Raw genomic sequence first — 26,258 nt, forward strand, 5'->3', positions numbered from 1 at the left:
ATTCTTTTCAGTTTAATCATTAATTACGCAAGCATATGATTTAAAAAAGAAAAATTTTAAGGAAAAATTTGCTATGCACCGCTTAGAGGTTTTTAAATTATAAATAGCGCTCTGTGACATAAAGTGAGAGAGGATCACATGATCATCGGTGCGCTGGAGGAACTGGGGCCGTGCTTGAGCTCAAAGCTGGCAGGTTACCTAGTTGATAATCATGGGCTCTCTCCAGATGCGGCTCGTCAGCGCATCAGTCGTGCACCAGAGGATGTTCGACGACTGAGCAGCTTGCCCTTCGCACATAGCGCAGCATTTGTGTATCTCAAAAGCCAATATGCGACGGAGGAGTACTGGGAGAGCCTCTACGAAGCGATCTTCTCTGTCGAGGGCACCTACTCAAGGGCTTTGGCCTCTGTCCTTTGTCGTGAGGTGATGCCAGTCCATCACTTTTACATCGCCTGTGGCGCTCCAATTGCCCAGAAGCGACATATCGCCTCAAGAGCCGCCCTTAAGCGTCTGACGGACGCAGGGGTCTTGATCGAGGACACCCTGCCTGGAATTGGTCCTTGCGTGATGACCAGGCAGACGTTCGCCAGCCCTGAATTTGATGCTATTGCGGCAGGTGTCCGCTCACGCTTGATGGCGGAGTCCGTGCTGCTCGATAGCATTAAGGAGTGGCTACGGAATTTGGCCATCGCCAGCTTCAACAGTGTCACACTTCGAGGAGCACCAGAGGAGCAATTGCCCAGCGTAGGTACATTCAACTGGGACCTCAGTGCGCCCAGTTACAGCACTGCCCTGGCCGAACGACGTAAAGGCGAACTCAATCCCGGGTTCATCGCTTGCGATGTTCTCCTTATCGACAACGTCAGCATCAGCGCAATCAAACCGTTCCTCCACAAAGTGAAAACTCTCCAGGCGTTGAAAAACATCGGTCGCGTCATGTTCATCATGGTCGGCCAGCGTTTCGATAACGATGCCTTCGCGGCGCTAAGAACGGCGGGTGTGATACCTGCGACGCCTGAGTCCTTATTTGGAAAGGAGATTGCTGTCGCCTTTCGAGACCTGATCAAGACGCTGAAGGATACAGTGCAAGGGGTGGTTGACTCCGCGAAGCTCGACGATGTCATCACCAGACTTGGGAAGCTCGAAGGTGCTTTAGGGAATATGCGAGGCTCCTTCTTCGAACTGCTCGTTGCCGAGCTCGTACGAAAAACGTTCTCCGGGGAGGTTCAGCTCAACAAAATCTGCTTAGGCGACGACGGGAAGGCCGAGGTGGATGTCTGGGCCGTGAAAGAAGGAGTCTCAGCCCGAATCATCGAGTGCAAGGGCATGGCGTCGGGCTCTCTTGTAAGCGATGAAGAGATCGGACTGTGGCTGACTACCCGAATTAAGCGGGTCAGGCAGCATTTAATGAATATCCTCCACTGGAACAAACCCAAGCCACAGTTTGAGCTGTGGACGACTGGGGTCTTGTCACCCGAGGCACAGCATCGAATTGAAAAAACACGCAACGCGAATAGCGCCAAGTTTGACCTAATCGTCGTTGGCCCTGAGGAGGTTCGGAAGGCCGCCAAATCGGTAAACGATGAGTCACTGCTGAAAACCTTGGAGCACCACTTCATTCCTGCTCCGTAAACGGCCACGCTCTCCACGACTATCTGCCCCCGCCCCTTTGCAGCCATTCATAAAGTCCCCTTGGAGGGGGTGGTCGTCACGCTAGACTGATTTTGTCGCCCACCGTCAGCTCTTGGCCGTTCTCTGCCTGTCGAATCTCTGTCATCGATAGGGGCGAGGTAGAACGCAATCTGTGGCCAATGCAAATGGCCAGTGAGTTCGAATGGGTTACCCCTTATGGTATGGACACGACTGAGTCGTATCGCATGAATATGGCTTCTTCCTATGGACAGCCAGACACGGGTTTGAACAGCGGTGTAATCAGGCATAGAGCCATGTCCATAGCTACGCTTCTTTAAAGTCAGGGTGAGCATCCGCACCGGCATGTTCAACCCCGAGGAAGCGAAGTACGCAAACGGCGTCCTGGTGGAGCTGCCCTACCCCACTGACGACGTGCGATTGCTGACACGTAGCGCGGTGGATGCCCTGGATCGCATATTCCGCCCTGGCTTCAAGCACAGCAAAGCTGAAGTGCTTCTGCTGGACCTGTGCCGACCTGGCGAGTACACCGACGATCTGTTTGCCGTGTCGCAGCCGGCCGACGCCTCGCGGGTGATGAATGTGCTGGACCAGATTAACCAGCGCTGGGGTCGAGGCACGCTCCGATCGGCCAGCGTGCCGGCAAATCCAACCTGGGGCATGCGCCGGGAAATGATGAGCCAGAGCTATACGACCAGGATCGACCAGCTCTGGCGGGTCAACTGCTCCTGATTCTTTCCCCAGGTGGAGCCGCCCAGGATCTGCAGGCCCAAAAAAAGCCCGCCTCGACCGAAGTCGAAGCGGGCCCCCACTCTAACGCCTATTACAGCCAGTCGTTATAGCAGTCCCGCAGGAATTCCCAGACGTGATAAACACGCACCAGGTTCACTGCGAGGTCCCACGTACGTCTTGCATACTTCCACTTAGACATACTAGGCCCCCCATAAGTTGGGCCTACCTCCAGCGCGCTTACCGGAACACGCGCGCCTTCGGGATCACGTGAATGCTCCCTGTGAGGCGGCTGGGCTATGGACCTTTCGAGTTAATCCGGCACGGATTACTAGCCCGTGTCGAAAGGGCCAAAATTCGCGCGCTTGCCCGGCCACTCAACAGGTGACGCACGCGGAACGCGGACCATGTTACCGACATTTTGGCGGCTGTGTTGCGACGAAATGGCTCAACGCGGTGCAATCGACCGGCGCCGCCTGGTTGGCTTTATAAAGCGTTTATGAGGCATGATCGGCGTCGGCCTGGGGCACACACGGCCGCCGGCGCAAAACGGCGCATACACGCGCCATGTGTCGAATAACGGTGCTTCAATGTGCATTCGGCATTGCATCAATATACAAATGTGAATAACATCAATCCCACGTGAATGCTCCCTGTGAGTTGCAACACCGGCCACTAACCGGTTTTGCGTAGAAAAACCGCCCTTACTCAGGCGGTTTTTTTTTGCCTGTCATTACCACTTGGCCAGCTGATCTTCGTCAGCGTCACGGTTTTCTACCCTCACACCTCTTGCGCGGCGAAACCAGCGCGCCAAGCTTTCCAGCCACGCATGACGTAGGCCTTGATCAGCAACTGCCGTTCGAAGCTCAACAGCTCGGCGCCGTCGAGGCCATCCAGGTACGCCTCCAGTTCGCCCAGGGCGTCGGAAAATGGACGGGGAGCCTGGGCCTGAGTGACAGCGACTATGTACCGGTGCAACTCGATACCGATAGGCAGCTTGAGCGTAGCGATGGCTTCGGTTACCTGCTCCCAGGTTACGTCCGGTTCGGCCAGCGGATAGTCGGATAGATTGGTCAGTGGCAGGCTCGGCATCGAGGTCGATTCCTTTTCGAGTAAGTGGTCGGCAGTGCGTCAAACCAGCGTGCCGGGGACTGGTTGGCCAGTGTAGGGGGTACTGGTAGCCACGCCCAATAGAAAAGGCCCCCGCACCTGGTCCAGGTGTACCCCCTCATTGAACATATGTCCCGTTATTCGTAACGCGGCGCCCTACCCTTAGCGGATACTCGACGCGCTCACCCCTTTGGGCTTGCCCAGCACGTAGATAACCGTCGTGCTGCTGCTCGATCCCCGTGGAAGGCCGGGCAGCACGGCCAGCAGTTTCCAGCCCTCGGCCAGCCTTTCGTTCGCTGTCTCTTCGCCAATGACTTCCAGCACCTGTGCCGCTTCATGCATCTGCATCGGGTCTACTCCTTGATGAGGTTGAACCGGACAGTGTAGCCGGCGGCGGGGGTTCCTTTCAGTTGGAGTTTGCGGCGCGGTACGCGGCATAGGCTTCGGCGCGCTCGACGTAGAAAGCAATCTGCAGTCAGTGCCAATGCGCTTGGCTGGTCTGACGAGTGGAGTTGAGAACTCTCCAATAAAGGGCCTTTCGAACTCCCTATAGTGCGACCTCTTCTGCTGCTAGCTCCCAGATTCAAGTTTTTTGCGTCCTCGTGGATCAATGGGTAGAACATTTGAGGTCGGCAGTTGGCGCTCCAAGTCCGCAATACGGTCATACAGCTCGAGAATGGTGGCGTCGGCCTCACTGAGTAAGCTGGCCAGGTGGTCACGCTGCTGCGTGATTTCCTCGATCCGATCTCGAAGCCCACGATTTTTTCTGCGGGCTAATAAGCTGACCTGACGTACTGATGGCGGACGCTGCTCAGCGTGTCCTTCCACGTATTTTTGGATCTCAGCGATCAGTAGGGGGAAGCGAGCTTTTTTCAGCGCAGAGGGATCGCTTCCGGCCTCCTTTGCAACGTTGTTCTGGCTTACGGGCGTCCCCTTTGGCAATCGTTCGGGATTGTTGCTCTTCAGCCGCTCGAACGCTGTGCGGTACTGCTCGCCGGCATTCATTCGCTTAGCCGGGTCAGCGGATTCATGCTTGCCGGATGACATGGCGATAATTCTCCACACTACGTTTCTGGGCTTCCAACGAAGTCCTTAGCGGACCGTCTACCTCGGCAGCGGCCAGGCGCTCATCCAATACCGCCTCCAACACTTCGACTTCGTCGAATTGCTCGGGGTCATACAGTACGTCCGCACAGGGTTTGGTTTCTCCGGGGGAGTCGCCCCCTCCGCAGCGAGCGATATTGTCGATGCCGCCATAGGGACAGGGGACACGGCTCGTGCAGATGCCCAGCAAAATCGGTCGATGAGTGAGCGTCCCCTTCTTAGCCAGATTGATCGCTTTCTTGGCATCCGAAGCTGAGATCAGGCGGACTATCTCAGATTTCCGCTTTTCACCGTGGGGGCTGACGAATCGGTTGCTCGTCAGCTGTTGCAGCTGCCTACCCAAAGTTTCGTACATGGTGCGGACGTAGTATGTATGGGCCTTCTCTTCCAGCCGCACCCTGGAATGGTTTTGCCCGTAGTAGAGACTCATCGCTCTGGCGACATGCTTTAGCTGAAACTGCAATGAAGCGTCGCTGACCAGGCCGGACGCCTGCATGTTTACTGCGCCGGTTCGCCGGAGTTGATGCCAAGCCAACGGCCAGATTTTGCCGACCTTAAACTCCTCGGTCAGCGTCGGCGTCACCAACCGAGCTAATTCAAAGTCTTCCGACGTAATGCGTAACTGCTCCGGATCGAACAGCTTGTCGAACGACTGAAGCACATTGGAATAGCTCGGAATCGATGGCCGAATCGTACGGTTGATCTTGGTGTGTTTCGTTCCCCATGGCTCAAGCCAATAATCAAGCAGGTAACGCTTGGTCGGATCTGTAGACCCCGAGCCCTCGCCAGGGGGAGGATCGCATTCTGCACGGAGGTATGCGACCACTCGCATGGCTTCAACTGCCACCTGAGCTGACGGTGACGTCACCCAAAGCGCCTCAGAATCCAACATCGTCTTGGTCGTTCGTCCGCGCAATACATGGATTTCGCCAAACTGCGGATCACGTTCTACATGCAAGCAATCGGCGCGCAGGTTCCAAGCCTCTTCGACTCGCATGAGGCTGAAATTCAGCAGATAGCTCAGCCCCGCTCGACTCACAAGGTTGAGGTAGCGGCTCAGAGTTTGAACGCGGATTTCACCGCCGCTTACTCCCAACCAGCGACGAAACAATTCCACCAGGCCCAACCGATGCGCGGTGTCGATGAATGGGCCGTAATAGTGCCGCCCACGATACTTGCCATTTGTTCCATCCGACGGCCACTGAAACGGATAGAACGATTGTGGCCTGTAGTGTCCTTGGAGACCGGTGGAGTTGTGCCGATAGGCAGCCAGACAGAAGCGGAAGCACTCTTCGACCTGGTCTCGATGCGCCAAAAAATCATCCAGGCATTCGCGCAAGCGTGTGATTTGATAGTGCCAGATACGGGGTGGAATATAGGGGGTCTGGAGCTTCTGGTGGCCGGGCATCGCGGCTGCGAGGCGTGCCAATCCTGCGCGATCCAGCAGAGTGAACCCCAGCGCATCCCGCCTCTCGTACAGTTCATGCAGCAATGCCAAAAACTCACCTGACCGGGAAGCTTGGAGGACCTCCGGGAGACGGTCTGCAACACGCGGAAACTGACTCAGCTCAGATGCCAGAATGCCTTCTTGAGTGCACAAGACGAACAGCCGACGCATCTGATCGAAGCGAGTTTTCAGCCCTCGGTATCCACGAGCACCATTGGGGCCGTATAGCCACCAGCCGATAGTGATCCGCAATAAATCGGCGTTTGCAGGATCGATTGCGGCCGCATATTTCTTTGCCGGGCCATCGCCGAAGTTGAGAGTGACCATTTTCCCCGCCCAAGGGTCGAGCCGCCAAATGGCATCTCCCCAACGACTCACCACCTGACCTGTTGCGTCAAGAATGACCGGCCAATCACGCTGGGGTGGCCAGCTTGGCGGCCGATAGTTCGGCGCGTCAGGAACCGCCAGGGGCGAGTCGATGTCGAGGCCAAGTTCGGAGAGAACACTTTTCGTCATGCTGATCTTTGTCCCAGTTCCGCCAATCGGATGAAACCATCCCAAGCCGGGTGGTAATCCCCCTCACTAATGCGCGCTCGCGCTTCTTCGACCCACAGCCTGCGAATCTCACTACTTTCTTCGAAAAAGTGCAGCTTGGCAGTCAGCCGATCGATCACAAGCAATGCCGGATGCGTTGGAGTCGACTGCTTTCCGGAACTAGGCGGGCGGTAGCGTGCAAGCTCAAGCGATTTGAGGTAGCGCAAGCTACTCAGAGACCACACATGATCTTCACTTTCGATATCCCGGTGCTGGGTACAAAACAGGCAACCGGCAGCATTGACGCAGTCGGGTTGCGGGGCATTCCGCGGCATCGCGCCAACCGGCTTCGGTGTAGCTGATACGCATCTGCCAGGAGCTGGTGGTGAAAGGGAGGGATCGGTTTGTTGATGGAAGCGCGAAATCTCCACCATCGCGATCTGCGGGTGGGGATCGGCATATACGCGTATCAGTGTTTCCACCGTATGTTGGGCTAACTCGGCAACCTGCTGGGGGTTCTGGGACTCCCGAAGCAACCAGTTGATGCGCGTCGCGCGTAGTTTGCGCGGCCTCACCACTGGCATGCCCAGCTCGCGGCAGATGCGCGTAACGTTTGTGAACTGTGTCGCCTCTTCTAAGACTCGTCCTCCGCTGCGTACAAGCGGAAAGAGCAAACCATCCGGCTCCTGAGGAAACCATTCGGCACGCCATTCGAGATAGCGCTCGAACCACTCCCGATAACTGGCGAAGATCTCGAACAGCACTTCTCCTTCGCGTCGTTTTTTGTAGGTACGTACCTGGTAGCCGTCCAAGTGGCTGGTGTAATGAAACTGCTCGATCCTAAGGGTATGCGCTTGCTGGAGGTTCAGGCCGGTATGGGCAATGAACATCAGCATTTCACTCTCGATCCGTAAATTAACGAGGGGGAAACGGGTCCGCAGGGTCCGATCTGCATCGTAGGCGGCTCGCGCTGCCAGGGAGGCTTCGATTTGCACTTGGCTTTGCGGCCTAGTACGGCGTGCCGCGACTTTCTCGGGGCTCTGCAATCCCGACCATAGTTCCAGCACTTGACCGGTGCGTAACGAAATACAAACTGGGAGAGAGGCCCTTGTCCCCCTCCAGGTCAAAGCCTCGCATACGTCGGCTAGAAGGTTTCCGAATGCGAAAGTGTTTTGCAGACTCTGCTTGTCCGCTTTGCTCGTATGTACCTTGCCTTTGCCGCGCGGCTTGCGAATACGCGTGCTCTTGCTCAGGCTTGCTTGGCGGTCCAATGCTCGGTCCAGCATCGTCGCCGTGAGCCTGGTGAGATCGTATAGGGAGCCATCGCTGAAATTGCGTTCGACTCGATGACGCTGGAGCAAGTGCTCGGTCCAACGAATGAACGTGCTGGCCGCCGTCTCGAGACTAAGATTCACGTTTTCTGAATCGATCCAGGTAAAAAAACGGCGCAATGCACTGATCTTGTTCTGTGCCGAGAAGCGGCTTCCGCCGTCTGCAAGATCGTCAGCCATGTGTTCATGCAGCCGCGTGACCAATTCGATACGTTCCGACAAGGGACTGCCGAGTTCGCCTTGAACGATCTGGCGGGCCACTTGCTTCACCTTTGCTGCTGCGCCCCCGCGAAACAGCAGCGGTCGGAGGTCCCAAGGTGTTTCAGTGGCCCCATACTCAAGCATTGGGAAAGTGAGATCGATTTCGGAACTATCCATCGTGCCGCGCCCCAAGGCCGATCCCGCTAAACGCCGCCATGAAGCTATTTGAGAGGGCCTGTTTAATCGGCAGTGCCTGTACGAATCGGATATATTTGAAGGTGGTGGCTTCAGAGTGAGGCCCATGGAGCAACGCATCACTGACCGTCGCAATGACGATAGAGGCATCGGCACAAGCCGAGAGCGCCAGACGTGCCAATTCGGTACCGAAGGTGCAGCGCGATTGATGGAAGCGAAACTTTCGTAGCGCCTGTAGTCCTGTTTTGACGCCTCGTTTTCGAAACTCGGACATCTCAACATTCACAGCGGATGACTGATCGGTACCGCGCCTGCCATAGGCGTTTCCAAAGCGGGTCAAGAACAGCAAGTCACGATTCTCAGGAGACGCTTTCGCCTCTCGCTCCATCCTCCGCCAGCCTTTGGCATATTCCAGCAACTCATCACGCAAGGCTTCGGGTATCCAGACCTGGCCAGTCACGCCGAATTTCGTGTGCACTGGTGGAGCTGCGCCTGGACCAACTGCAAGGCGTAGCAGCCCTTCAGCGGAAGGGTCGGGAACAGCGTGCTCCAAAGTTTGAATCTTGAGATCACAGATGCTACCGAGCCGCATCCCGGTAAAGAACCCAAGGGCCAACATGAGGTAGAGCTCGGGCGTGGTGTTCTCTGCGGCGAAATCCAGTATGGCATCGCGATCGGTTTCCGAGACTGGCAACAGCCCATCTTCAAGCGTTTGGCCTGGGCGCTTGCGGTTCGGGATGCCGAGGTTGGTGGTGGTTCCGCTGATCGTTCGCTCGAACCCCACCCGATCGAAGTATTTAACGATATAGGGCTTTTCCCGCCACAGCTGGACGTGTGGAGCAAGAAGCTCCCTATGCCTTACCCACCGATAGAACATGATGCAATTGCGCATGTACTCAGATGCCGTGGAGGGCCTGATCTGGCCGGCATCGCGCATCTTGATCAACGCTCCTCGGTATAGCACCAGACAGCGGTCAGCTTTGCGAGCGGGAAACTCGAACCACTGCAGATCACGAGACTCCAGGAACTTCGCGTAACTCAGAAGGCCATTCATATTACTGGCAACGGTCTTCAGAGAAGCGTCACCAGTCGTTGCTCGCTCCACTGCCCACAGGTTTGCCTCCCTCCAGGGTGCATAGTCTGTCCAAAAGATTTGGGGCAAGCCCTCAATGGATGGTCGACTGCTACTGGGGGAGTATGCGACGGCGTTCTCTCCGCGCACGAGGTAGTGGGGAACGAAATGAACGCGCTCTAGTGTCGCCATTCAACGCCCCTGGATGGACTAACAATGTCCATGGGTAGCACCTATAAGTTTGGGTGCCCGCACTATACAACTTACTCTTATCGATGCTGTAGACATACAGCTCGAAGCCGGCGCTCAACTGCTGCTCGCCGTCGGCGTTATCGCGCAGGTAGGCGAATATCCCGGGCCAATTGATGCAGAACAGGTGCTCGTCCCAATCGCCGTCCCGGGTCAGGTACTCACCCTGGCCGCGAAAGAACTGCGGTATTTCCTGGCGCGCCAGGGCCCGTTCAAAGTTGCTGCTCATGCTGCTCTTCCTCTCGTGAGCCCTGGACGTTGGCGATGCTGACGGACTGCGCCACGCATTCGATGATGCAGTCGAAGCCGATGTCCAGGCGCAGGTAATAACCAGGCTGCAAGCGCGTGAGCTGGGTGCGCATACACCCGTCGAAACGCGTACCGCTGACTTGCAATTCGCTGATGCCCTGGATCTTCAGGTCCAGGCGGCAGTGGGTCAGCGCCTGGCTGGCCGGCCAGGTGGACGGCAGGGACTGGCGATGCAATGCGCCCGCCAACTGCAGGCTCAGTTGCTCGCCCTGGAACTGTGGTCCCGGGGTATGCAGGTTGTAGGGCGTGGCCGCTACGTCGAATACGGCTTTCCAGGCTTGGGGATTATCGACGCTGAACAGCCAGTCGCGGGAACCGCGATCTCGCTCCGGGATCGCCCGGCATTCGGCCAGGGACGGCAACCGGGCGCGTGTCAGGTCGTCGTGCCACAGCTGCCGGGCCGCCAGGAGCAGGCGCTGGAAGAAGTCCCGGCTGTCGTCGATCTGCGCCGGCCAGCCGGCGGGCCATTGATCGTATTCGTAATCGTCTTCAATGGGTTCCCACACTTCCTGGAAGTCGAAATCCGGATCGTCCAGCGCCGCTTGCAGGACCTCCACCAACCGCTGCCGGTGACGGAAGTTCTCCCGGGCGTTGAAGCGCGCCAGGCAGTAATGGCGGATCAGGTGCTCGCGATCATCAGGGTCGTTGGGGTCGTAGCGGCTCAGCTCGGCATCCAGGGCCGGGGGCATGTCATAGCCGATGAAACCGCCGATCCAGGCGCGCAGGTCCGGCTGGTAGGGCTGGTCGAGTAAAGGATGGCGCAGCATCGGGACCTCCTGTCCGCGAGGCGTGGCTCGGCACACACCTCGGTGATTCTTCGATCGACTCAACGGTTGGAAACGAAAAAGCCCCAGGCCATGCGACCTGGGGCTTTTGCGTTTCTGGCTGGCGCACTCGGCGGGATTCGAACCCACGACCCCTGCCTTCGGAGGGCAGTACTCTATCCAGCTGAGCTACGAGTGCAGTGCGGGCGACATCATACCCATGTCGGCTTAGGGCGTCCATGCGGTTTTTTTTCGCGTGATGATTGGTCGTCGCCTCGTTGTTTATCTTGTCCTTTGCGATACCCGCAAGCCCCCTCGCCTCATTCACAAGTCCTCCTCTCGGACGTCCCTTTGTTTGCTTTGCTCTATGGCTTCAAGCGCTCTAACCGCTGCGTGCTCGCGCAGCGATTTCCTACCAGTCAAGGCGAACGCATGCATTCAAAAGGCGCGGTAATGCTCGATTTTTCGTTGCGTCAGACTCTGCTGGCACGCTCCGATCTGTTCAGGGGGCTGCCAGACACTTTGATCCGTTATGTGGCCACCCATGCCGTGGAGCGCTCGTTGAGTGACCGGGAGGTGCTCTACCTCAAGAGCGAGGCGCTGGACTTCATCGCGCTGGTCGCCGAAGGGCAGGTGTATTCGGTGATTCATGGCCCGGACGGGCGCGAGCAGATTGTCGGCAGCGCCGGCGTCGGCCAGGTGGTGGGCGAGTCGGCGCTGATCGAGGGCCACGCCCGGGAAACCTCGGCCTTCGCCTGTGGCCCGACCCGGGTGCTGCTGTTGGGGCGGCGGCATTTCCGGGTGCTGTACGACGAGCCGCTGTTCTGGCAGCGCGTGTTGATGCTGCTGATGACCCGCCTGATGAAGATCCTGGAGTTGCTCGAGCTGGTTTGCCTGCATCGCCTGGAGTCGCGTTTGGCGCGGTTCCTGCTGGCCAATATCGATGACTTCGAGCTGGCCCCGGCGACCTGTGCGGCGGTGCCGCGCAACCAGGGCATCCTGGCCTCGATGCTCAACACCAGCCGGCCGAAGCTCAATGTCCAGTTGCAACTGTGGCGGCGTTCGGGGGTGATCAGCTGCCAGAGCGGCCGCCTGGTGATCAACGATGTCGAGCATCTGCGGCGCAAGGCCTGTTCGCTGAATTAATTGTCCAGCTGTTCCCCAGGTAACAGCGAACGCCTGCTGCGCGATCAGAGACTGTCGGCTCATCAAGGAATGCACAGGGAGTGCTGGCGATGGGATCTTTTCGTGAAGTGGCGGCGGTCGACCGGTTGTTCGAGGCAAGCTGGCGAGCGGTGTACCCCGAGCTGATGCGCCGGGCCAACCGGCGAGCCAGGGGCAACCTGGCCCTGGCCCAGGAGTGGCTGTCCAACACGGCCGTGAAAGCCCTGCTGTTCTTCAGGCGTTCCCCGGAACGCATACGAGAGCCGCAGGGTTTTCTGTTTCTGGTGCTGGACCATGTGTTTCTCGACAGCCTGCGGCGCAGCAAGCGTGAAGGGCAGCTGTTCGATCATTCGATCGACCTTGAGCACGATCATCAGGCCCTTCTCGCTGCGCCTTGCCTGTCGGTGTTCGAGTACACCGAGCGGTTTGAACGACTGGTGCAGTTGGGCAACCGCGTGGAGCAACTGCCATTGCTCCAGCGGCGGTTGTTTGAAATGCGTTTTGTCGAGGAATTGCCGTACCCGCAGATCGCCGCCGAGCTGGGCATCGCCCAGCCCCTGGTGCGCAAGCGCGTGCAGTTGCTGCGGGCGGCGCTGCGTTGACAGCGCTTTTGCGTTCACAGCCGTGGATGCCGGGCGTTCTTGTGTCATGAGCACCTGAAACCGTCGACGAGTTCACCGCCAGCGCGCCTGCGCTGGCGCCTTCCATCAAGGAGAGATGTATGCCAGAGGTCAACAGCCAGATTACCGACGCTGTAACGCAAACCAACGTCAAGGTGGTGGCCGAGGCGCCGGCCCAGGCCATTGCCTCGCTGTACCAGGTGGCCAGTCATTCGGCGGGGCTGTCCCTGCAGAACGCGGTCAACAGCCAGCAGGCGTTGAATCAGATCTCCAATGCGGTGATCTCCAAGGCGGTGTCGCTGATCATGCAGATCGGCGAGAAGCCTTGACGCCTGGGGAGATGCCTCATGTTCTGGTTCAAGAAAAAACCTGCTGCCGCCGTCGAGCCGGAGACTGACGCCACGTCGGCGACCGACCCCGAGGCGGTCGATCCCAAGCCAAGCGATACCGAGCCGCGCAATCCCAAACCGCGCAATTCCGAAGCCGCCGAGCCTACGGCTGCGGGGCCCCAGGTTGCCGATCCCACCCCAGCGGGCGACTCCCCGCCACCGAGTCCTCCCAGCAAGTCGCCGCGCACGGTGATGGACCGCATGAACGACTACATGATGGTCCAGGTCGCGGCGCCGCCGACCGGCAGCACCGATGCGCTGAACAGCCAGATCGTCGAGGCGGTGCAGTTCACCAACGCGCAGACCTTCAGCTACGCCCCGGCGCAGATCGCCATTGCCCCGGACATGATGATCAGCCAGGCCGCCGGCCTGGTCGCGCAGTCGGCGGCGGGCTATTTCGACGGGGTCAGCAAGCTGGCGCTGGCGGCCCAGGCGGTATTGCTCGAGCAGATGACGAAAAACATCGTCGAAAACCATCCCGAAAAAGCCGCCGAGGACGCCTTGGGCGCCCTGGCCACCGATCTGCTGGTGGGGGCGGCCGCCGCCGTTGCCGCGGCCGCTGGCGCCCTGGAGGCGACAGCGGCGGGTATTGCCATCGACAAGATCGACGAGAGCATCGCCAAGTACAGCAACACCCTGGCCAATCGCGGCGCGCCGCCGTCCTGAGTCACGCCGTCCTGGCGTCATGAACACCCGGTCCCGGAGCCCTCCGGGACTGGGCAGCAGCACGTTCTTTAATGAGCAAGGAGGAGGCCGAGATGCCCCAGGAAAATTCCGACTCGCTAGCGAGTCTTTATCAATTGGCCGATGCGCTCAACCTGAGCCTGTCCCCGGGCGAAAAGCAGATTCTCGAAGCCTGGATGCGCAGCGAGCCGCGCACGGGTGTCATGGAGCGGGTGCTCAACCAGACCCAGCACCTGATCGAGAGCGAGAGACAACGCACCCGCGACTTGATGGAGCAGGCCAGGGTCAGCGAAAGCAGCCTGCTGGGCAGTCCCCAGCAGCGCGAAGCGGTGATCCGCCAGTGGCTGGCGGCCAAGCAACAGGCGACGGTTATCGATGCGCCGGAGGAGCCTGTGCGGATGCTCAGCAGCGCGCAGAACCAACTGATCCGCCAGACCGTCGAGGAAGCCGTGCAAGCGCGGATGCTGGGGCTGGTGCAGCAGGTCGAGGCGGTGCTTTCCCGTATCGACCAGGCAGGCGACGCGCCGCAGGACCATTGAGCATTTGCTCGTTCACAGCCTGTGTTTTGCCACGTTCATTGGTTAACACGGAACCCGCCGTGTACTAAACAAAGGAAGTTGAACCATGCCATTAGTCAACGAGCAAATTACCGACGCGGTCACCCAGACCAACGTCAAAGTGGTGGCCGAATCCCCAGCGATGGCGATGAGCACCATCTACCAGTCCATGGGCCAGGCCACGGCGATTCTGTTCCAGAACGCTGTTTCCGCCCAGCAGCAGCAAAATACCCTGGCCCAGGCCGCCACCAACCAGGGCGTGATGCAGATCTACAGCGTCGATACCACCGCCGGCGCGGCGGCGACCGAAAAAGTCGCCCAGGGCGGCGTGGCCGACAACCTGACCAGCCTGCTGACAGTCCTCAAATCGTTCAACCCTTGATCGGGCGAGCGCTAACGGAAGTTGTTCTTTCTTAATAAGGAGTTTCACCTATGAGTACAGTCAGTCCGCAAATCACCGACGCCGTGACCCAGACCAACGTCAAGGTCGTGGCCGAAGCGCCGGCCATGTCGATGGGCACCATCTACCAGTCCCTGGGGCAATCCGTAGCGATCCTGTTCCAGAACTCGGTCTCGGCCCAGCAACAGCAAAACACCCTGGCCCAGGCGGCGACCAACCAGGGCGTGATGCAGATCTACAGCGTCAATACCACCGCAGGCGCGGCGGCCACCGAAAAAATGGCCCAGGGCGGTGTCGGCGACAACCTCGCCAGCCTGCTGACGATCCTCAAGTCGTTCACCTAAGGCCTGGCCCTGGGACAACCCCGCAGCCTTATGGGCTGCGGGGTTTTTTGCGTTTGGCACGCCCAACCCCCTGTAGGAGCGAGCTTGCTCGCGATAAAGAACGCCCATTCGACACCCATGTCGACCGCCAGGCCGCCATCGCGAGCAAGCTCGCTCCTACAGAGGGGGCGTCTGCTCCCAATCGCCGGGGCGGTGTCGTTGATCCGAAAGATTCTGCCAAAGCGGCGTTTTCGTTCTTTTTTTCGAACAGCCTATTGCCCTGTCCCCTGGTTGACCCTAGGATTCGTTTGAGATTTCAAACGCTCTTGTCTGAGAGCCGATCCGCCCGTCTATTCTGACAGGCGCTATTTCTGTGCTTGAGCCCGGTAACAGTTTTTCCTGACGGCAGCCTGTCAAGGCGCCTTTCAACAATCACAATTCGCTCCGCCCCGCGCGGTGCTGTTAAGGAAACCGACATGCAGCTTAAAGACGCCCAGTTGTTCCGCCAGCAAGCCTTCATCGATGGGGCTTGGGTCGACGCGGATAACGGCCAGACCATCAAAGTGAACAACCCGGCCACGGGCGAAATCCTCGGCACCGTGCCGAAGATGGGCGCTGCCGAAACCCGTCGAGCCATCGAAGCCGCCGACAAGGCCCTGCCGGCCTGGCGCGCGCTGACCGCCAAGGAGCGGGCGACCAAGCTGCGTCGCTGGTATGAGCTGCTGATCGAAAATCAGGACGACCTCGGTCGCCTGATGACCCTGGAGCAGGGCAAGCCACTGGCCGAAGCCAAGGGCGAAATCGCTTACGCCGCCTCCTTCATCGAATGGTTCGCCGAAGAAGCCAAGCGCATCTACGGCGACGTGATTCCCGGCCACCAGCCGGACAAGCGCCTGATCGTGATCAAGCAGCCGATCGGCGTGACCGCGGCCATCACCCCGTGGAACTTCCCGGCGGCGATGATCACCCGTAAGGCCGGCCCGGCCCTGGCCGCTGGTTGCACCATGGTGATCAAGCCGGCGTCGCAGACGCCGTTCTCGGCCCTGGCCCTGGTCGAGCTGGCGCACCGCGCGGGCATTCCGAAAGGCGTGCTGAGCGTGGTCACCGGCAGCGCCGGCGACATCGGCGGCGAGCTGACCAGCAACCCGATCGTGCGCAAGCTGTCCTTCACCGGCTCGACCGAAATCGGTCGCCAGCTGATGGCCGAATGCGCCAAGGACATCAAGAAAGTCTCCCTGGAGCTGGGCGGCAACGCGCCCTTTATCGTGTTCGACGACGCGGACCTGGATAAGGCCGTCGAAGGCGCGATCATCTCCAAATACCGCAACAACGGTCAGACCTGCGTCTGCGCCAACCGCCTGTACATCCAGGATTCGGTCTACGACGCCTTCGCCGAGAAGCTGAAAGTCGCGGTGGCCAAGCTGAAGATCGGTAACGGCCTGGAAGAAGGCACCACCACCGGTCCTCTGATCGACGAAAAAGCCGTGGCCAAGGTCCAGGAACATATCGCCGACGCCCTGGGCAAAGGCGCGACCCTGCTGGCCGGCGGCAAGCCGATGGAAGGCAACTTCTTCGAGCCGACCATCCTGGTCAACGTGTCGAAAGACGCGGCCGTGGCCAAGGAAGAAACCTTCGGTCCGCTGGCGCCGCTGTTCCGTTTCAAGGACGAAGCCGAAGTGATCGCGATGTCCAACGACACCGAGTTCGGCCTGGCCTCGTACTTCTACGCTCGCGACCTGGGCCGTGTGTTCCGTGTGGCCGAGGCCCTGGAATACGGCATGGTCGGCGTCAACACCGGGTTGATCTCCAACGAAGTCGCGCCGTTCGGCGGCATCAAGGCTTCGGGCCTGGGCCGTGAAGGTTCCAAGTACGGCATCGAGGATTACCTGGAAATCAAATACCTCTGCCTGGGCATCTGATACCCGCGCCAAGGCATGGTTTTAAACGCCAGGGGCACGAGAGCGCTGTCCCCTGGCGTCGCTTTAAACGATCTTTCAGTTAGTGGCCGGGATAGCCGGGGCAGTCGATCATCGCATGCTGCCGCGGTTGCCTTCCCGCCACGTCATCCTTGAACCACGCCGACCGATGAGCGGCGAATGAGGACACTATGAGCAAGACCAACGCATCCCTGATGAAACGCCGTGAAGCCGCCGTACCGCGCGGTGTTGGCCAGATTCACCCGATCTTCGCCGACTCCGCGAAGAACGCCACGGTAACCGACGTTGAAGGTCGCGAGTTCATCGACTTCGCCGGCGGTATCGCCGTACTCAACACCGGCCACCTGCACCCGAAAATCGTCGCCGCGGTGACCGAGCAGTTGAACAAGCTGACCCACACCTGCTTCCAGGTCCTGGCCTACGAGCCTTACGTGGAACTGTGCGAAAAAGTGAACGCCAAGGTGCCGGGCGATTTCGCCAAGAAAACCCTGCTGGTGACCACCGGTTCCGAGGCCGTGGAAAACTCGGTGAAGATCGCCCGTGCCGCCACTGGCCGCGCCGGCGTGATCGCCTTCACCGGCGCCTACCACGGTCGCACCATGATGACCCTGGGCCTGACCGGCAAGGTCGTGCCTTACTCGGCCGGCATGGGCCTGATGCCAGGCGGCATCTTCCGCGCGCTGTACCCGAACGAGCTGCACGGTGTGAGCATCGACGATTCGATCGCCAGCATCGAGCGCATCTTCAAGAACGATGCCGAGCCACGTGACATCGCCGCGATCATCATCGAGCCGGTGCAGGGCGAAGGCGGTTTCTACGTCGCGCCTAAAGAGTTCATGAAGCGCCTGCGCGCCCTGTGCGACCAGCACGGCATCCTACTGATCGCCGACGAAGTGCAGACCGGCGCTGGCCGTACCGGCACCTTCTTCGCCATGGAACAGATGGGTGTTGCCGCCGACCTGACCACCTTCGCCAAGTCCATCGCTGGCGGCTTCCCGTTGGCCGGTGTCTGCGGCAAGGCCGAATACATGGACGCCATCGCGCCAGGCGGCCTGGGCGGCACCTACGCCGGTAGCCCGATCGCCTGCGCCGCGGCCCTGGCCGTGATGGAAGTGTTCGAGGAAGAGCACCTGCTGGACCGTTGCAAGGCGGTCGGCGAGCGTCTGGTGACCGGCCTCAAGGCCATCCAGGCCAAGTACCCGGTAATCGGCGACGTGCGTGCCCTGGGCGCGATGATCGCGGTCGAGCTGTTCGAGAACGGTGACAGCCACAAGCCGAACGCGGCCGCCGTGGCACAGGTTGTTGCCAAGGCGCGCGACAAGGGCCTGATCCTGCTGTCCTGCGGCACCTACGGCAACGTCCTGCGCGTGCTGGTTCCGCTGACCTCGCCGGACGAGCAGCTGGACAAGGGCCTGGCGATCATCGAAGAGTGCTTCTCCGAGCTCTGATCCCGCCTGTGACCCGATCGACAAAAAGACCCGCTTCGGCGGGTTTTTTTGTGCCGAACGAGGCTGCGCAGTGCATTTGCGTTGTATGCAAGCCTCGGCATTGACTAAGGTGCAAGGGATTGCCCAGGGAGCGTGCTGCATGACTGCTGTGGATTTACCCGCTGTACCGCGAGTGTTGATTGCCGAGGCGGACCCTTGGTCGCGCGATTTGCTCAAGCAGGTGTTGTTGAATGTACGTTGCGACGCGCGGCTGGATGTATGCGCCGACGGTCAGGAAGCCCTGCAACTGCTGGCCGAAAACCCCTATGACCTGGTGATCGCCGACTGGGAGTTGCCCGGCGTCGACGGCCTGGGCCTGCTGCGCAGCGTGCGCCAGCGCAAGCGCAACCCGGTGCTGCCGTTCATCCTCATGAGCAGCCGCAACGACAGCGCCAGCGTGCGCGAAGCCCTGCCGCTGGCGCCGACGGCCTACCTGACCAAGCCGCTGAACATGGAAGGCCTGACCCAGCGCCTGCAGGACCTGCTGCTGGACCCCGGCCAGGAAGTGTCGTGCGAGGTGCCGACCCTGGCGCCGGGCATGACCCTGTGGACCTTTCTCGAGCGCCGCCGCGAGCTGGCCGACGGCGCGCCGTTGCTCGCCGATGTGCAACTGGCGGTGAAGCGCAGCCTCAACCCCAACGGTCTCGACCTCAAACTGCTGGAAGAAGAGGTGCGTACCGACCCGCAGATCAACGCGGTGCTGATCGCCGCGGCCAACAGCGCCGCGCAGCACCATGGCAGCGCCGTGCAGACTCTGGCCCAGGCCCTGCAACGGCTGGGTACCGGGCAGAGCATGAACCTGATTCTCGGCCTGGCTCTCAAGCGCAGCGCGCGCCTGAGCGACCCGGCCCTGGGCGATTACGCCGAGCGTTACTGGGAGCTGTCGCTGCACACCGCGGAATACGGCCGGACCCTGGCCCGCTTGCTGGATCTGGACCAGGAGCGCTGCTATTGCGCCGGCCTGCTGCATCGCCTGGGGGACCTGGCGCTGCTGCGTTGCCTGCAAGAGTGGAAGCAGGCCGGCGGCGCGCTGGACGACATGGAAGAGATCGGCGATGCCCTGGCACAGTTCGGCGCGGCCTATGGTTCGGCCCTGCGCACCCGCTGGCGCCTGCCGCTGGAGCTGCGCGAGCTGATTGCCTCGGCCTACCAGCTCGGTGGCGGGGTTTACTCCCGCGAGGCCCTGGTGATGAACCTCTCCGCCCAGCTCGCCCGCCTGCAGCCATCCGAGGGCCTCGAAGAGCTGGCCGACAGCAAGACCGCGCGCCTGCTCAAGATCGGCCTGCCGGAGTTGGTTCGCCTGCGTAAAACCGATACGCGAGAAGCGTGAGGACACCGCGCAATCCTGTAGCCGCTGCCGAGCCCACGCGGCTGCGATCGGCGGCGCAGCCGCCGCAAAACCAGCGCACGCGGTGTGCCTGATGCAACGCGGAGCCTGCTTTGCGATGGCTGCGCCATCGTTCGCAGCCTCGCGTTGCTCGGCAGCGGCTACAGGTGCGCAGCCGGCTGAGGTGCTGAGCTTTCGCAGTACCTCTTTTCGCAGCTCTTATTGCGTTTGGCCAATTCATGAACCCCCCGTACCTCGTAGCCGCTGCCGAGCCAGCGAGGCTGCGATCGGCGGCGCAGCCGTCGCAAAACCAGCCCACGCGGTGTGCCTGATGTAACGCGGAGCCTGCTTGGCGATGGCTACGCCATCGATCGCAGCCTCGCGTTGCTCGGCAGCGGCTACGGTGGGTTGCAGTTGCGAGCTACCCCGAAACGATCCGGTTCTTGCCCTGGCGCTTGGCTTCGTACATCGCCGCGTCGGCGCGGGCGAAGAGGCTGTCGAGGTTTTCGTCGGCGGCGGTGAGGCTGGTCAGGCCCTGGCTGACGGTGATGCTGAACTGCTCCTCGCCATGGCTGAAGGTCAGGCGCTGGATTTCCCGCTGCAGGCGTTCGGCAACCTGGCGCGCCATGTCCGGGGCGCAGCCGGGGAAAAGGGCGGCGAATTCCTCGCCGCCGATACGCCCGAACAGATCGCCACGGCGCAGGGTCGCGCGGCCGGTCTCGGCGATGCGTTGCAGGACGTTATCGCCCTCGGGGTGGCCGTAGGTGTCGTTGACCACCTTGAAGTCATCGATATCCAGCAACAGGAAGGCCAGCGGCGTGCCTTGCTGGCGCGCCTGCTCGAATTCGCGGTTGGCGCATTCGAAGAAGTGCCGGCGGTTGCTGCTCTGGGTCAGCACGTCGGTGGTGGCCAGGCGTTGCAGCTCGGTTTCCAGGTGCTTTTTCTCGGTGATGTCCTCGGCCAGGCCGACGATGATCACCCGGTCCCCGGGGGCGGCATTGCGATTGATGAAGCACTTGTCGCTGAGCCAACGGACCTGGCCCTGGGCATCGATGATGCGGTATTCGCGGTCTTCTACCGCGCCTTTTTCCAGCACCTGGGCCAGGGTCCGCTCGGCGTATTCGAGGTCGTCGGGGTAGACGCTGTCGCGCCATTCGTTGGCGTCGGCCAGCAGCAGGCCGGCGGAGCGGCCGAAAATGCGTTCATACGCCGGGCTGACGTACAGCACCTGGCGGGCTTCCCAGTCGAAGGCCCAGAGCACGGCATTGACGCTGACCAGCAACGAGCTGAATAGCTGTTCGCGTTCTGTCAGCCGGGCGACCTCGCCCTGGGCATGCATCAGCGCCATCAAGGTTTGCGCGGCCTCGGGCCACTGGGGAAAAGCGGATGGGAGTTGTGGGTTCTTGTTGACCATCGGCACCGATCTCAAAGCGCACGCCGCTCGGGAAACGAAGCGGCCACGGAAAGCCCGCCTGGATGGCGAAGTGTTGCTTGAGATAGGGGATTGGCGGCGAAGTTCCCGTTTGCCGCGGTCTGGAAGCCAACAGCCGCTGGGCGGTCACGGTGGCGCGGATGACGGGCTGGAACTCATGGGGCGGGGTGGGCAGCGAAGCCCACCCGCCACGGCAGCCGGGCTCGCCATGGCGGGTGAACGGCCAGCGTCAGGCGGTGGCGGGGCGCAGCGAGTAGGTTTTCAACTGGCTGGCGAAGTCGCGCAGCGATTGGATCCCGCTGGCCTCGGCTTCGTGGACCCAGTCCTTGATCGCCGCCAGCATGTCGTGGCCGTTGGAGCTGGTCTTGGCCCAGATCTGCTGCAGCGCCAGGCGTTTTTCGTAGATCACTTTCAGGGCCTGGCTGTGCTCCAGCATGTTCTGGATACGCGCATGGTGGCGCTCTTCCAGCAGGCTGGTCTCGCGCGACAGCAGGCGCTTGGCGCGATGGAACTGGTGGCGCACCGAGTGATCGACCTTGTCCAGCTCCTGCTTGACCAGCGGCGCGATCACCAGCTTGCGGTACTGCGCCATGATCTGGAAACGGTTGTTGAGGATCGCCATCGCCGTGTCCATGTCCAGGTGGCCCTTGCCTTCGACCCGGTGGGCGATCGGCGCGACCCGCTGCACCTTGGCCAGGCGCAGGAAGCTGAAGACCTTGATCCAGGCCCAGCCCAGGTCGAACTCCCACTTCTTCACCGACAGCTTGGCCGAGTTGGGGTAGGTGTGATGGTTGTTGTGCAGCTCTTCGCCGCCGACCAGGATGCCCCAGGGCACCAGGTTGGTGGCCGCGTCGCGGCATTCGAAGTTGCGATAGCCGACCGCATGGCCCAGGCCGTTGATCACGCCGGCGGCCCAGACCGGGATCCACATCATCTGGATCGCCCAGATGGTGATGCCGATGGTGCCGAACAGCAGCAGGTCGATCACCGCCATCAGCGCCACGCCGCCCAGCTTGTAGCGCGAGTAGAGGTTGCGTTCGATCCAGTCGTCCGGGCAGTTCTTGCCGTAGATGCGCAGGGTTTCCGGGTTTTTCGCCTCTTCGCGGTACAGCTCGGCGCCTTTGCGCAGCACCGTGGACAGGCCCTTGATCACCGGGCTGTGGGGGTCATCCTCTGTCTCGCATTTAGCGTGGTGCTTGCGGTGGATGGCGGTCCACTCGCGGGTGTTCTGCGCCGTGGTCAGCCACAGCCAGAAGCGGAAGAAATGTTTCAGGCCGGCATTGAGCTCCAGGGAGCGGTGGGCTGAATAGCGATGCAGGTAAACCGTGACGCCAACGATGGTCACGTGAGTCATTAACAGGGTGACTGCCACCAGTTGCCAGGCCGACAAGCCAAGAAAACCTTCGTACCACATAGGCTGTAGGGCCCTCGATAAAGAAAAAACAGCAGTCGCATTATCACCGAGCCCACAGAGAAAACCAGTCGCCCTTTCAGATAAGAGTGGCGAGATGTTTCTTCCTCTATAATTCCAAGCTTTTCGTAAGGACATTGACGACCTTATGTCGGTTTCTTCTCGCGACGCTTTGCGCGCAGCCCTGCTCTACCTCTTGTTGTCTGTGTTGTGGTTGCAGTTCAGTGGTCATTTATTGAGCAGTTTCTTCGATGAGTCGAACGATCTGGCGCGCTGGCAACTGATCAACGGGTATCTCTGGGCCCTGGTCAGCGCGGTCCTGATCTTCATCGCGCGGGGCCGTCTGTTGCGTTTGCTGGGCGCTGACTCCTGGCGGCATCACCAGCGCGAGGACCGCGAGCGTCTGCGCCAGGCGGCCGCCGTGTTCGATTGCACCCGCGAAGGGGTGCTGGTCAGCGACCGCCGGGGCCAGATCGTCCATGTGAACCGCGCGTTCATCGAGATCACCGGCTATCAGCGCGACGAGGTGCTGGGCCGCCAGCCGAGCCTGTTCAAGTCCGGGCATCACACGGCGGATTTCTACCAGGCCATGTTCGATTCGCTGAACGCCACGGGCGAGTGGAGCGGCGAGATCTGGAACCGGCGCAAATGCGGCGAGATCTACCCGCAGTGGCAGACCATCCGCGCCATCCGCGATGACGACGGCCAGCTCAGCCATTATGTCGCGGTGTTTTCCGACATCAGCGCGATCAAGGATTCCGAGCACGAACTGGCCCACCTGGCGCACCACGATCCGCTGACCGACCTGCCCAATCGCTTGCTGTTCACCGACCGCGCCGAGCAGGCCCTGGCGTCGGCGCAAATCCACAAGCGCTGCTGCGCGTTGCTGATGGTCGACCTGGACCACTTCAAGATGATCAACGACAGCCTTGGGCACACTGTCGGCGACCGCCTGCTCAAGGCCGTGGCCCAGCGCCTGCAAGGCATGTTCGGGCCGGGCATCACCCTGGCGCGGCTGGGCGGCGACGAGTTCGCGGTGCTGGTCGAGAGCTGCGCGCAGCCAGGGCAGGCCGCGGTGCTGGCGCAGCGCATCATCGACGGGGTGAAGCAGCCCTTCCTGATGGACGAGAACCAGCTGTTCATCAATGCCAGCATCGGCATCAGCCTGTTTCCCAGCGATGCCCTGAGCGCCGAGCAACTGTTGCGCAATGCCGACACGGCGCTGTTCAAGGCCAAGAGCGCCGGACGCGACAGTTACGCGCTGTACACCGAGGAACTGACGGCCCACGCCCAGCAACGGGTGGAAATTGCCTTCGAATTGCGCCGCGCCCTGGAGCAGCAGGAGCTGCGGGTGTTCTACCAGCCGGTGCACGACCTTGCCAGCAGCCGCCTGGTCGGGGTCGAGGCGCTGGTGCGCTGGGAGCATCCGCAGCGCGGCCTTGTGCCGCCTGGCGAGTTCATTCCGATTGCCGAGCGCGCCGGGCTGATCGCCGAGATCGATGCCTGGGTCATGCAGCAGGCCTGCCGGCAGATGTGCCAATGGCAGGCGGAGGGCATGGCGTTGTCGTTCGTCGCGGTGAATGTCTCCAGCCGCCTGTTCGCCCGCCGCGAGCTGTACCAGCAGGTGGCCCAGGTGCTGCACGACACCGGCCTGGACCCGGCCTACCTGGAGCTAGAAGTCACCGAAAGCGCGGTGATGGAAGACCCGGAAGTGGCCCTGGAGCAGATGCACCGCCTGCGCGAACTGGGGCTGCGCCTGGCCATCGACGACTTCGGCACCGGTTATTCCTCGCTGTTGCGGCTCAAGCGCCTGCCGGTGCAGAAGCTGAAGATCGACCAGGGTTTTGTCGCCGGCCTGCCGGGGGACGAAGACGACGCGGCGATCTCCCGGGTGATCATCGCCCTGGCCCAGAGCATGGGCATGCAGGTGCACGCCGAGGGCATCGAACAGGTGGAGCAGGCGCGCTTCCTCCTCGACCAGGGCTGCGACCTGGGCCAGGGCTACTGGTTCGGCCGCCCGGTGCCGGCGGCGCAACTGGAATGGAACCGGGTGCCGCAGATCCACTGATTGCCAGGCTTGCATCGATTCCTCCCTGTAGCCGCTGCCGCAGGCCGCGATCGACCGAAACGGCCGTGGCGCTCGCAAGGACGCAGGAGGACTGCGGTCCTATCGCAGCCTGCGGCAGCGGCTACAAGGTTTTCTGCCGCCTGAAGAGACGCAACCCCGCGTCAATTCAAATAATTTCTTCTGGTTATATAAACATTCTTAAATAGTATTTTTAAGAATATCTGCGCCTATCTACTATTGCCCTCACGCCGCAAGCAGTGCCGCCACTGCCAGGCACATCTCATTCAGGAGCAACACCATGAGCGCATCTCTTCGTAGCGTTGACGGCCAGGACGAACAAACCATCTTGCGCGAGATTCAAAGCGCATTGCGCGACCTGCGTTTCGGCGCGGTGGAAATCACCGTGCACAACGCCCAGGTCGTGCAGATCGAACGCAAGGAAAAATTCCGCCTGCAAAACCCTGGCAACAAGCCAAGCTGAATTTCGCACCACCTCTCGCCACGAGAGGCCCGACTGGACCACCGGAGGGCGTCATCCATGACCCCCAGCCTGAACCCCAGCGTTCGCCCACGAATGCGGGCCTGATTCGCCATAAGAAAAATGCCAGCACATTAAAAAATTTCGGGAGCTCCATCATGTCGTCGATTCGCCGTTATGCCCTGGCCGCCCTCGCCAGCGCCGTTTTTGCCGGTTCCGCCGTTGCCAAGGATTACGAGTTGCTCAACGTGTCGTACGACCCGACCCGCGAGCTGTACCAGGACTACAACAGCGAATTCACAAGCTTCTGGAAAAAGGAACACCCGAGCGACAACGTCAAGATCCAGCAATCCCACGGCGGCTCGGGCAAGCAGGGCCGCGCGGTGATCGACGGCCTGCGCGCCGACGTGGTGACCCTGGCGCTGGCCGGCGACATCGATGAAATCGCCAAGCTCGGCAAGACCCTGCCGGCCGACTGGCAAACACGCCTGCCGGATGCGAGCACACCCTACACCTCGACCATCGTGTTCCTGGTGCGCAAGGGCAATCCCAAGGGCATCAAGGACTGGGGCGACCTGATCAAGAAAGACGTGTCGGTGATCACGCCGAACCCGAAAACCTCCGGTGGCGCCCGCTGGAACTTCCTCGCCGCCTGGGCCTATGGCCTGAAAGCCGGTGGCAGCGAAGCCAAGGCCCAGGAATACGTGAAAGAGCTGTTCAAGCACGTACCGGTACTGGACACCGGCGCCCGCGGCTCGACCATCACCTTCGTCAACAACGGTCAGGGCGACGTGTTGCTGGCCTGGGAAAACGAAGCCTTCCTGGCATTGAAGGAAGACGGCGGCGCCGACAAGTTCGACATCGTGGTGCCTTCGCTGTCGATCCTCGCCGAGCCGCCCGTGGCGGTGGTGGACAAGAACGCCGAGAAAAAGGGCAACACCGAGATCGCCGAGGCCTACCTCAAGCACCTGTACAGCCCGGCTGGCCAGGAGATCGCGGCGAAGAACTTCTATCGTCCGCGGGACAAGGACGTCGCGGCCAAATACGCTCAGCAGTTCCCCAAACTGGACCTGGTGACCATCGACAAGGACTTCGGCGGCTGGAAAACTGCCCAGCCGAAATTCTTCAACGATGGCGGGGTGTTCGACCAGATCTACCAGGCGCAGTAAGCAACACTACCTGTAGGAGCGAGCTTGCTCGCGAAGATCGTCAACGATAACGCGTACATTCTGATTGAGCGCGGTGCCCTTGAGTTCTTCGCGAGCAAGCTCGCTCCTACAATGGTA

The 26,258-nt window shown here is 60.8% G+C and carries 24 protein-coding genes, 1 tRNA gene and 1 pseudogene; 15 read left to right on the forward strand and 11 right to left on the reverse strand.

Annotated features, from left to right (window positions below; all coding sequences use genetic code 11):
* Window positions 1-138 precede the first annotated feature (138 nt).
* Together BMY68_RS25040 and BMY68_RS25045 are read left to right on the forward strand one after the other, a co-directional pair.
* Window positions 139-1,632 carry a hypothetical protein gene (locus BMY68_RS25040; RefSeq protein ID WP_085533270.1) on the forward strand — a complete coding sequence of 498 codons (1,494 nt, stop codon included), beginning with the start codon at window positions 139-141 and terminating at the stop codon, window positions 1,630-1,632.
* A 336-nt stretch (window positions 1,633-1,968) separates the two neighbouring features.
* Window positions 1,969-2,382: pseudogene (locus BMY68_RS25045) on the forward strand (DUF4113 domain-containing protein); the annotation flags it as partial.
* Between the two features lie 777 nt (window positions 2,383-3,159).
* On the opposite strand, the gene BMY68_RS25050 reads toward BMY68_RS25045, so the two are convergent.
* The 9 genes from BMY68_RS25050 to BMY68_RS25090 form a co-directional block, all read right to left on the reverse strand.
* Complete coding sequence (locus BMY68_RS25050) at window positions 3,160-3,471, reverse strand: hypothetical protein (protein WP_085533272.1); 312 nt, start codon at window positions 3,469-3,471, stop codon at window positions 3,160-3,162.
* A 180-nt stretch (window positions 3,472-3,651) separates the two neighbouring features.
* Window positions 3,652-3,837 carry a hypothetical protein gene (locus tag BMY68_RS25055; protein WP_085533274.1) on the reverse strand — a complete coding sequence of 62 codons (186 nt, stop codon included), beginning with the start codon at window positions 3,835-3,837 and terminating at the stop codon, window positions 3,652-3,654.
* A gap of 222 nt (window positions 3,838-4,059) precedes the next feature.
* A complete protein-coding gene (locus BMY68_RS25060; RefSeq protein WP_239694133.1) occupies window positions 4,060-4,536 on the reverse strand; it encodes a hypothetical protein in 477 nt (158 codons plus the stop codon).
* A complete protein-coding gene (locus BMY68_RS30220) occupies window positions 4,517-6,556 on the reverse strand; it encodes a hypothetical protein (protein WP_175534872.1) in 2,040 nt (679 codons plus the stop codon). Before BMY68_RS30220 ends, BMY68_RS25060 begins: the two co-directional genes overlap by 20 nt.
* On the reverse strand, window positions 6,553-8,283 hold the full coding sequence (locus BMY68_RS25070; protein ID WP_085533278.1) for a site-specific integrase: 1,731 nt from the start codon (window positions 8,281-8,283) through the stop codon (window positions 6,553-6,555). The genes BMY68_RS30220 and BMY68_RS25070 overlap by 4 nt, the downstream gene beginning before the upstream one ends.
* The gene (locus BMY68_RS25075) at window positions 8,276-9,565 is read right to left on the reverse strand and encodes a site-specific integrase (protein WP_085533280.1); all 1,290 of its coding nucleotides are present in this window, start codon (window positions 9,563-9,565) and stop codon (window positions 8,276-8,278) included. Before BMY68_RS25075 ends, BMY68_RS25070 begins: the two co-directional genes overlap by 8 nt.
* Window positions 9,486-9,851 (reverse strand): hypothetical protein, encoded by a 366-nt coding sequence (locus BMY68_RS30225; protein WP_239694134.1) that lies wholly within the window; start codon window positions 9,849-9,851, stop codon window positions 9,486-9,488. The genes BMY68_RS25075 and BMY68_RS30225 overlap by 80 nt, the downstream gene beginning before the upstream one ends.
* Window positions 9,835-10,698: a hypothetical protein gene (locus BMY68_RS25085; protein WP_085533282.1), complete on the reverse strand. Its 864-nt coding sequence runs from the start codon at window positions 10,696-10,698 to the stop codon at window positions 9,835-9,837. The genes BMY68_RS30225 and BMY68_RS25085 overlap by 17 nt, the downstream gene beginning before the upstream one ends.
* Before the next feature lie 119 nt (window positions 10,699-10,817).
* Window positions 10,818-10,894 (reverse strand) — tRNA-Arg (locus tag BMY68_RS25090).
* Window positions 10,895-11,148: 254 nt separating this feature from the next.
* Here BMY68_RS25090 and BMY68_RS25095 point away from each other — a divergent pair.
* From BMY68_RS25095 to BMY68_RS25140, 10 genes are all read left to right on the forward strand, one after another.
* Complete coding sequence (locus BMY68_RS25095; RefSeq protein ID WP_158539490.1) at window positions 11,149-11,841, forward strand: Crp/Fnr family transcriptional regulator; 693 nt, start codon at window positions 11,149-11,151, stop codon at window positions 11,839-11,841.
* Window positions 11,842-11,930: 89 nt separating this feature from the next.
* Window positions 11,931-12,461 (forward strand): RNA polymerase sigma factor, encoded by a 531-nt coding sequence (locus tag BMY68_RS25100; RefSeq protein WP_172963020.1) that lies wholly within the window; start codon window positions 11,931-11,933, stop codon window positions 12,459-12,461.
* 119 nt (window positions 12,462-12,580) lie between these two features.
* Complete coding sequence (locus BMY68_RS25105; RefSeq protein WP_007930328.1) at window positions 12,581-12,808, forward strand: RebB family R body protein; 228 nt, start codon at window positions 12,581-12,583, stop codon at window positions 12,806-12,808.
* An 18-nt stretch (window positions 12,809-12,826) separates the two neighbouring features.
* Window positions 12,827-13,534: a hypothetical protein gene (locus BMY68_RS25110; protein WP_009041619.1), complete on the forward strand. Its 708-nt coding sequence runs from the start codon at window positions 12,827-12,829 to the stop codon at window positions 13,532-13,534.
* Between the two features lie 92 nt (window positions 13,535-13,626).
* Window positions 13,627-14,091 (forward strand): hypothetical protein, encoded by a 465-nt coding sequence (locus tag BMY68_RS25115; RefSeq protein ID WP_085533775.1) that lies wholly within the window; start codon window positions 13,627-13,629, stop codon window positions 14,089-14,091.
* Window positions 14,092-14,176: 85 nt separating this feature from the next.
* On the forward strand, window positions 14,177-14,491 hold the full coding sequence (locus BMY68_RS25120) for a RebB family R body protein (RefSeq protein ID WP_009041621.1): 315 nt from the start codon (window positions 14,177-14,179) through the stop codon (window positions 14,489-14,491).
* Window positions 14,492-14,541: 50 nt separating this feature from the next.
* On the forward strand, window positions 14,542-14,853 hold the full coding sequence (locus tag BMY68_RS25125) for a RebB family R body protein (RefSeq protein WP_025808521.1): 312 nt from the start codon (window positions 14,542-14,544) through the stop codon (window positions 14,851-14,853).
* A 455-nt stretch (window positions 14,854-15,308) separates the two neighbouring features.
* Window positions 15,309-16,751, forward strand: a complete 1,443-nt coding sequence (gene gabD / locus BMY68_RS25130) for an NADP-dependent succinate-semialdehyde dehydrogenase (RefSeq protein ID WP_009041623.1) — start codon at window positions 15,309-15,311, stop codon at window positions 16,749-16,751.
* Window positions 16,752-16,939: 188 nt separating this feature from the next.
* Window positions 16,940-18,217, forward strand: coding sequence for a 4-aminobutyrate--2-oxoglutarate transaminase (gabT, locus tag BMY68_RS25135; RefSeq protein ID WP_007930337.1), 1,278 nt, complete (start codon window positions 16,940-16,942; stop codon window positions 18,215-18,217).
* 139 nt (window positions 18,218-18,356) lie between these two features.
* Window positions 18,357-19,586, forward strand: coding sequence for a response regulator (locus tag BMY68_RS25140; RefSeq protein WP_085533286.1), 1,230 nt, complete (start codon window positions 18,357-18,359; stop codon window positions 19,584-19,586).
* Window positions 19,587-20,004: 418 nt separating this feature from the next.
* On the opposite strand, the gene BMY68_RS25145 is transcribed toward BMY68_RS25140, so the two are convergent.
* A complete protein-coding gene (locus BMY68_RS25145; RefSeq protein WP_009041626.1) occupies window positions 20,005-20,997 on the reverse strand; it encodes a GGDEF domain-containing protein in 993 nt (330 codons plus the stop codon).
* 247 nt (window positions 20,998-21,244) lie between these two features.
* Window positions 21,245-22,429: a delta-9 fatty acid desaturase DesA gene (gene desA / locus BMY68_RS25150; protein ID WP_009041627.1), complete on the reverse strand. Its 1,185-nt coding sequence runs from the start codon at window positions 22,427-22,429 to the stop codon at window positions 21,245-21,247.
* 145 nt (window positions 22,430-22,574) lie between these two features.
* Between desA and dibA the strand changes: the two genes are divergently transcribed.
* The 3 genes from dibA (at window position 22,575) to BMY68_RS25165 (ending at window position 26,141) form a co-directional block, all read left to right on the forward strand.
* On the forward strand, window positions 22,575-24,494 hold the full coding sequence (gene dibA / locus BMY68_RS25155) for a phosphodiesterase DibA (RefSeq protein WP_085533288.1): 1,920 nt from the start codon (window positions 22,575-22,577) through the stop codon (window positions 24,492-24,494).
* A 298-nt stretch (window positions 24,495-24,792) separates the two neighbouring features.
* The gene (gene oscA / locus BMY68_RS25160) at window positions 24,793-24,975 is read left to right on the forward strand and encodes a sulfur starvation response protein OscA (RefSeq protein ID WP_009041629.1); all 183 of its coding nucleotides are present in this window, start codon (window positions 24,793-24,795) and stop codon (window positions 24,973-24,975) included.
* 155 nt (window positions 24,976-25,130) lie between these two features.
* On the forward strand, window positions 25,131-26,141 hold the full coding sequence (locus BMY68_RS25165) for a sulfate ABC transporter substrate-binding protein (RefSeq protein WP_085533290.1): 1,011 nt from the start codon (window positions 25,131-25,133) through the stop codon (window positions 26,139-26,141).
* The last annotated feature ends 117 nt before the right edge of the window (window positions 26,142-26,258 follow it).

The sequence above is a fragment of the Pseudomonas sp. NFACC41-3 genome, assembly GCF_900109505.1.
GTDB lineage: Bacteria > Pseudomonadota > Gammaproteobacteria > Pseudomonadales > Pseudomonadaceae > Aquipseudomonas > Aquipseudomonas chlororaphis.

Bases quoted from the DNA above. Each gene is read 5' to 3' on its own strand.
- BMY68_RS25040 (WP_085533270.1), top strand. From the start codon at position 139: ATGATCATCGGTGCGCTGGAGGAACTGGGGCCGTGCTTGAGCTCAAAG.
- BMY68_RS25050 (WP_085533272.1), bottom strand. From the start codon at position 3,471: ATGCCGAGCCTGCCACTGACCAATCTATCCGACTATCCGCTGGCCGAA.
- BMY68_RS25055 (WP_085533274.1), bottom strand. From the start codon at position 3,837: ATGCAGATGCATGAAGCGGCACAGGTGCTGGAAGTCATTGGCGAAGAG.
- BMY68_RS25060 (WP_239694133.1), bottom strand. From the start codon at position 4,536: ATGTCATCCGGCAAGCATGAATCCGCTGACCCGGCTAAGCGAATGAAT.
- BMY68_RS30220 (WP_175534872.1), bottom strand. From the start codon at position 6,556: ATGACGAAAAGTGTTCTCTCCGAACTTGGCCTCGACATCGACTCGCCC.
- BMY68_RS25070 (WP_085533278.1), bottom strand. From the start codon at position 8,283: ATGGATAGTTCCGAAATCGATCTCACTTTCCCAATGCTTGAGTATGGG.
- BMY68_RS25075 (WP_085533280.1), bottom strand. From the start codon at position 9,565: ATGGCGACACTAGAGCGCGTTCATTTCGTTCCCCACTACCTCGTGCGC.
- BMY68_RS30225 (WP_239694134.1), bottom strand. From the start codon at position 9,851: ATGAGCAGCAACTTTGAACGGGCCCTGGCGCGCCAGGAAATACCGCAG.
- BMY68_RS25085 (WP_085533282.1), bottom strand. From the start codon at position 10,698: ATGCTGCGCCATCCTTTACTCGACCAGCCCTACCAGCCGGACCTGCGC.
- BMY68_RS25095 (WP_158539490.1), top strand. From the start codon at position 11,149: ATGCTCGATTTTTCGTTGCGTCAGACTCTGCTGGCACGCTCCGATCTG.
- BMY68_RS25100 (WP_172963020.1), top strand. From the start codon at position 11,931: ATGGGATCTTTTCGTGAAGTGGCGGCGGTCGACCGGTTGTTCGAGGCA.
- BMY68_RS25105 (WP_007930328.1), top strand. From the start codon at position 12,581: ATGCCAGAGGTCAACAGCCAGATTACCGACGCTGTAACGCAAACCAAC.
- BMY68_RS25110 (WP_009041619.1), top strand. From the start codon at position 12,827: ATGTTCTGGTTCAAGAAAAAACCTGCTGCCGCCGTCGAGCCGGAGACT.
- BMY68_RS25115 (WP_085533775.1), top strand. From the start codon at position 13,627: ATGCCCCAGGAAAATTCCGACTCGCTAGCGAGTCTTTATCAATTGGCC.
- BMY68_RS25120 (WP_009041621.1), top strand. From the start codon at position 14,177: ATGCCATTAGTCAACGAGCAAATTACCGACGCGGTCACCCAGACCAAC.
- BMY68_RS25125 (WP_025808521.1), top strand. From the start codon at position 14,542: ATGAGTACAGTCAGTCCGCAAATCACCGACGCCGTGACCCAGACCAAC.
- gabD (WP_009041623.1), top strand. From the start codon at position 15,309: ATGCAGCTTAAAGACGCCCAGTTGTTCCGCCAGCAAGCCTTCATCGAT.
- gabT (WP_007930337.1), top strand. From the start codon at position 16,940: ATGAGCAAGACCAACGCATCCCTGATGAAACGCCGTGAAGCCGCCGTA.
- BMY68_RS25140 (WP_085533286.1), top strand. From the start codon at position 18,357: ATGACTGCTGTGGATTTACCCGCTGTACCGCGAGTGTTGATTGCCGAG.
- BMY68_RS25145 (WP_009041626.1), bottom strand. From the start codon at position 20,997: ATGGTCAACAAGAACCCACAACTCCCATCCGCTTTTCCCCAGTGGCCC.
- desA (WP_009041627.1), bottom strand. From the start codon at position 22,429: ATGTGGTACGAAGGTTTTCTTGGCTTGTCGGCCTGGCAACTGGTGGCA.
- dibA (WP_085533288.1), top strand. From the start codon at position 22,575: ATGTCGGTTTCTTCTCGCGACGCTTTGCGCGCAGCCCTGCTCTACCTC.
- oscA (WP_009041629.1), top strand. From the start codon at position 24,793: ATGAGCGCATCTCTTCGTAGCGTTGACGGCCAGGACGAACAAACCATC.
- BMY68_RS25165 (WP_085533290.1), top strand. From the start codon at position 25,131: ATGTCGTCGATTCGCCGTTATGCCCTGGCCGCCCTCGCCAGCGCCGTT.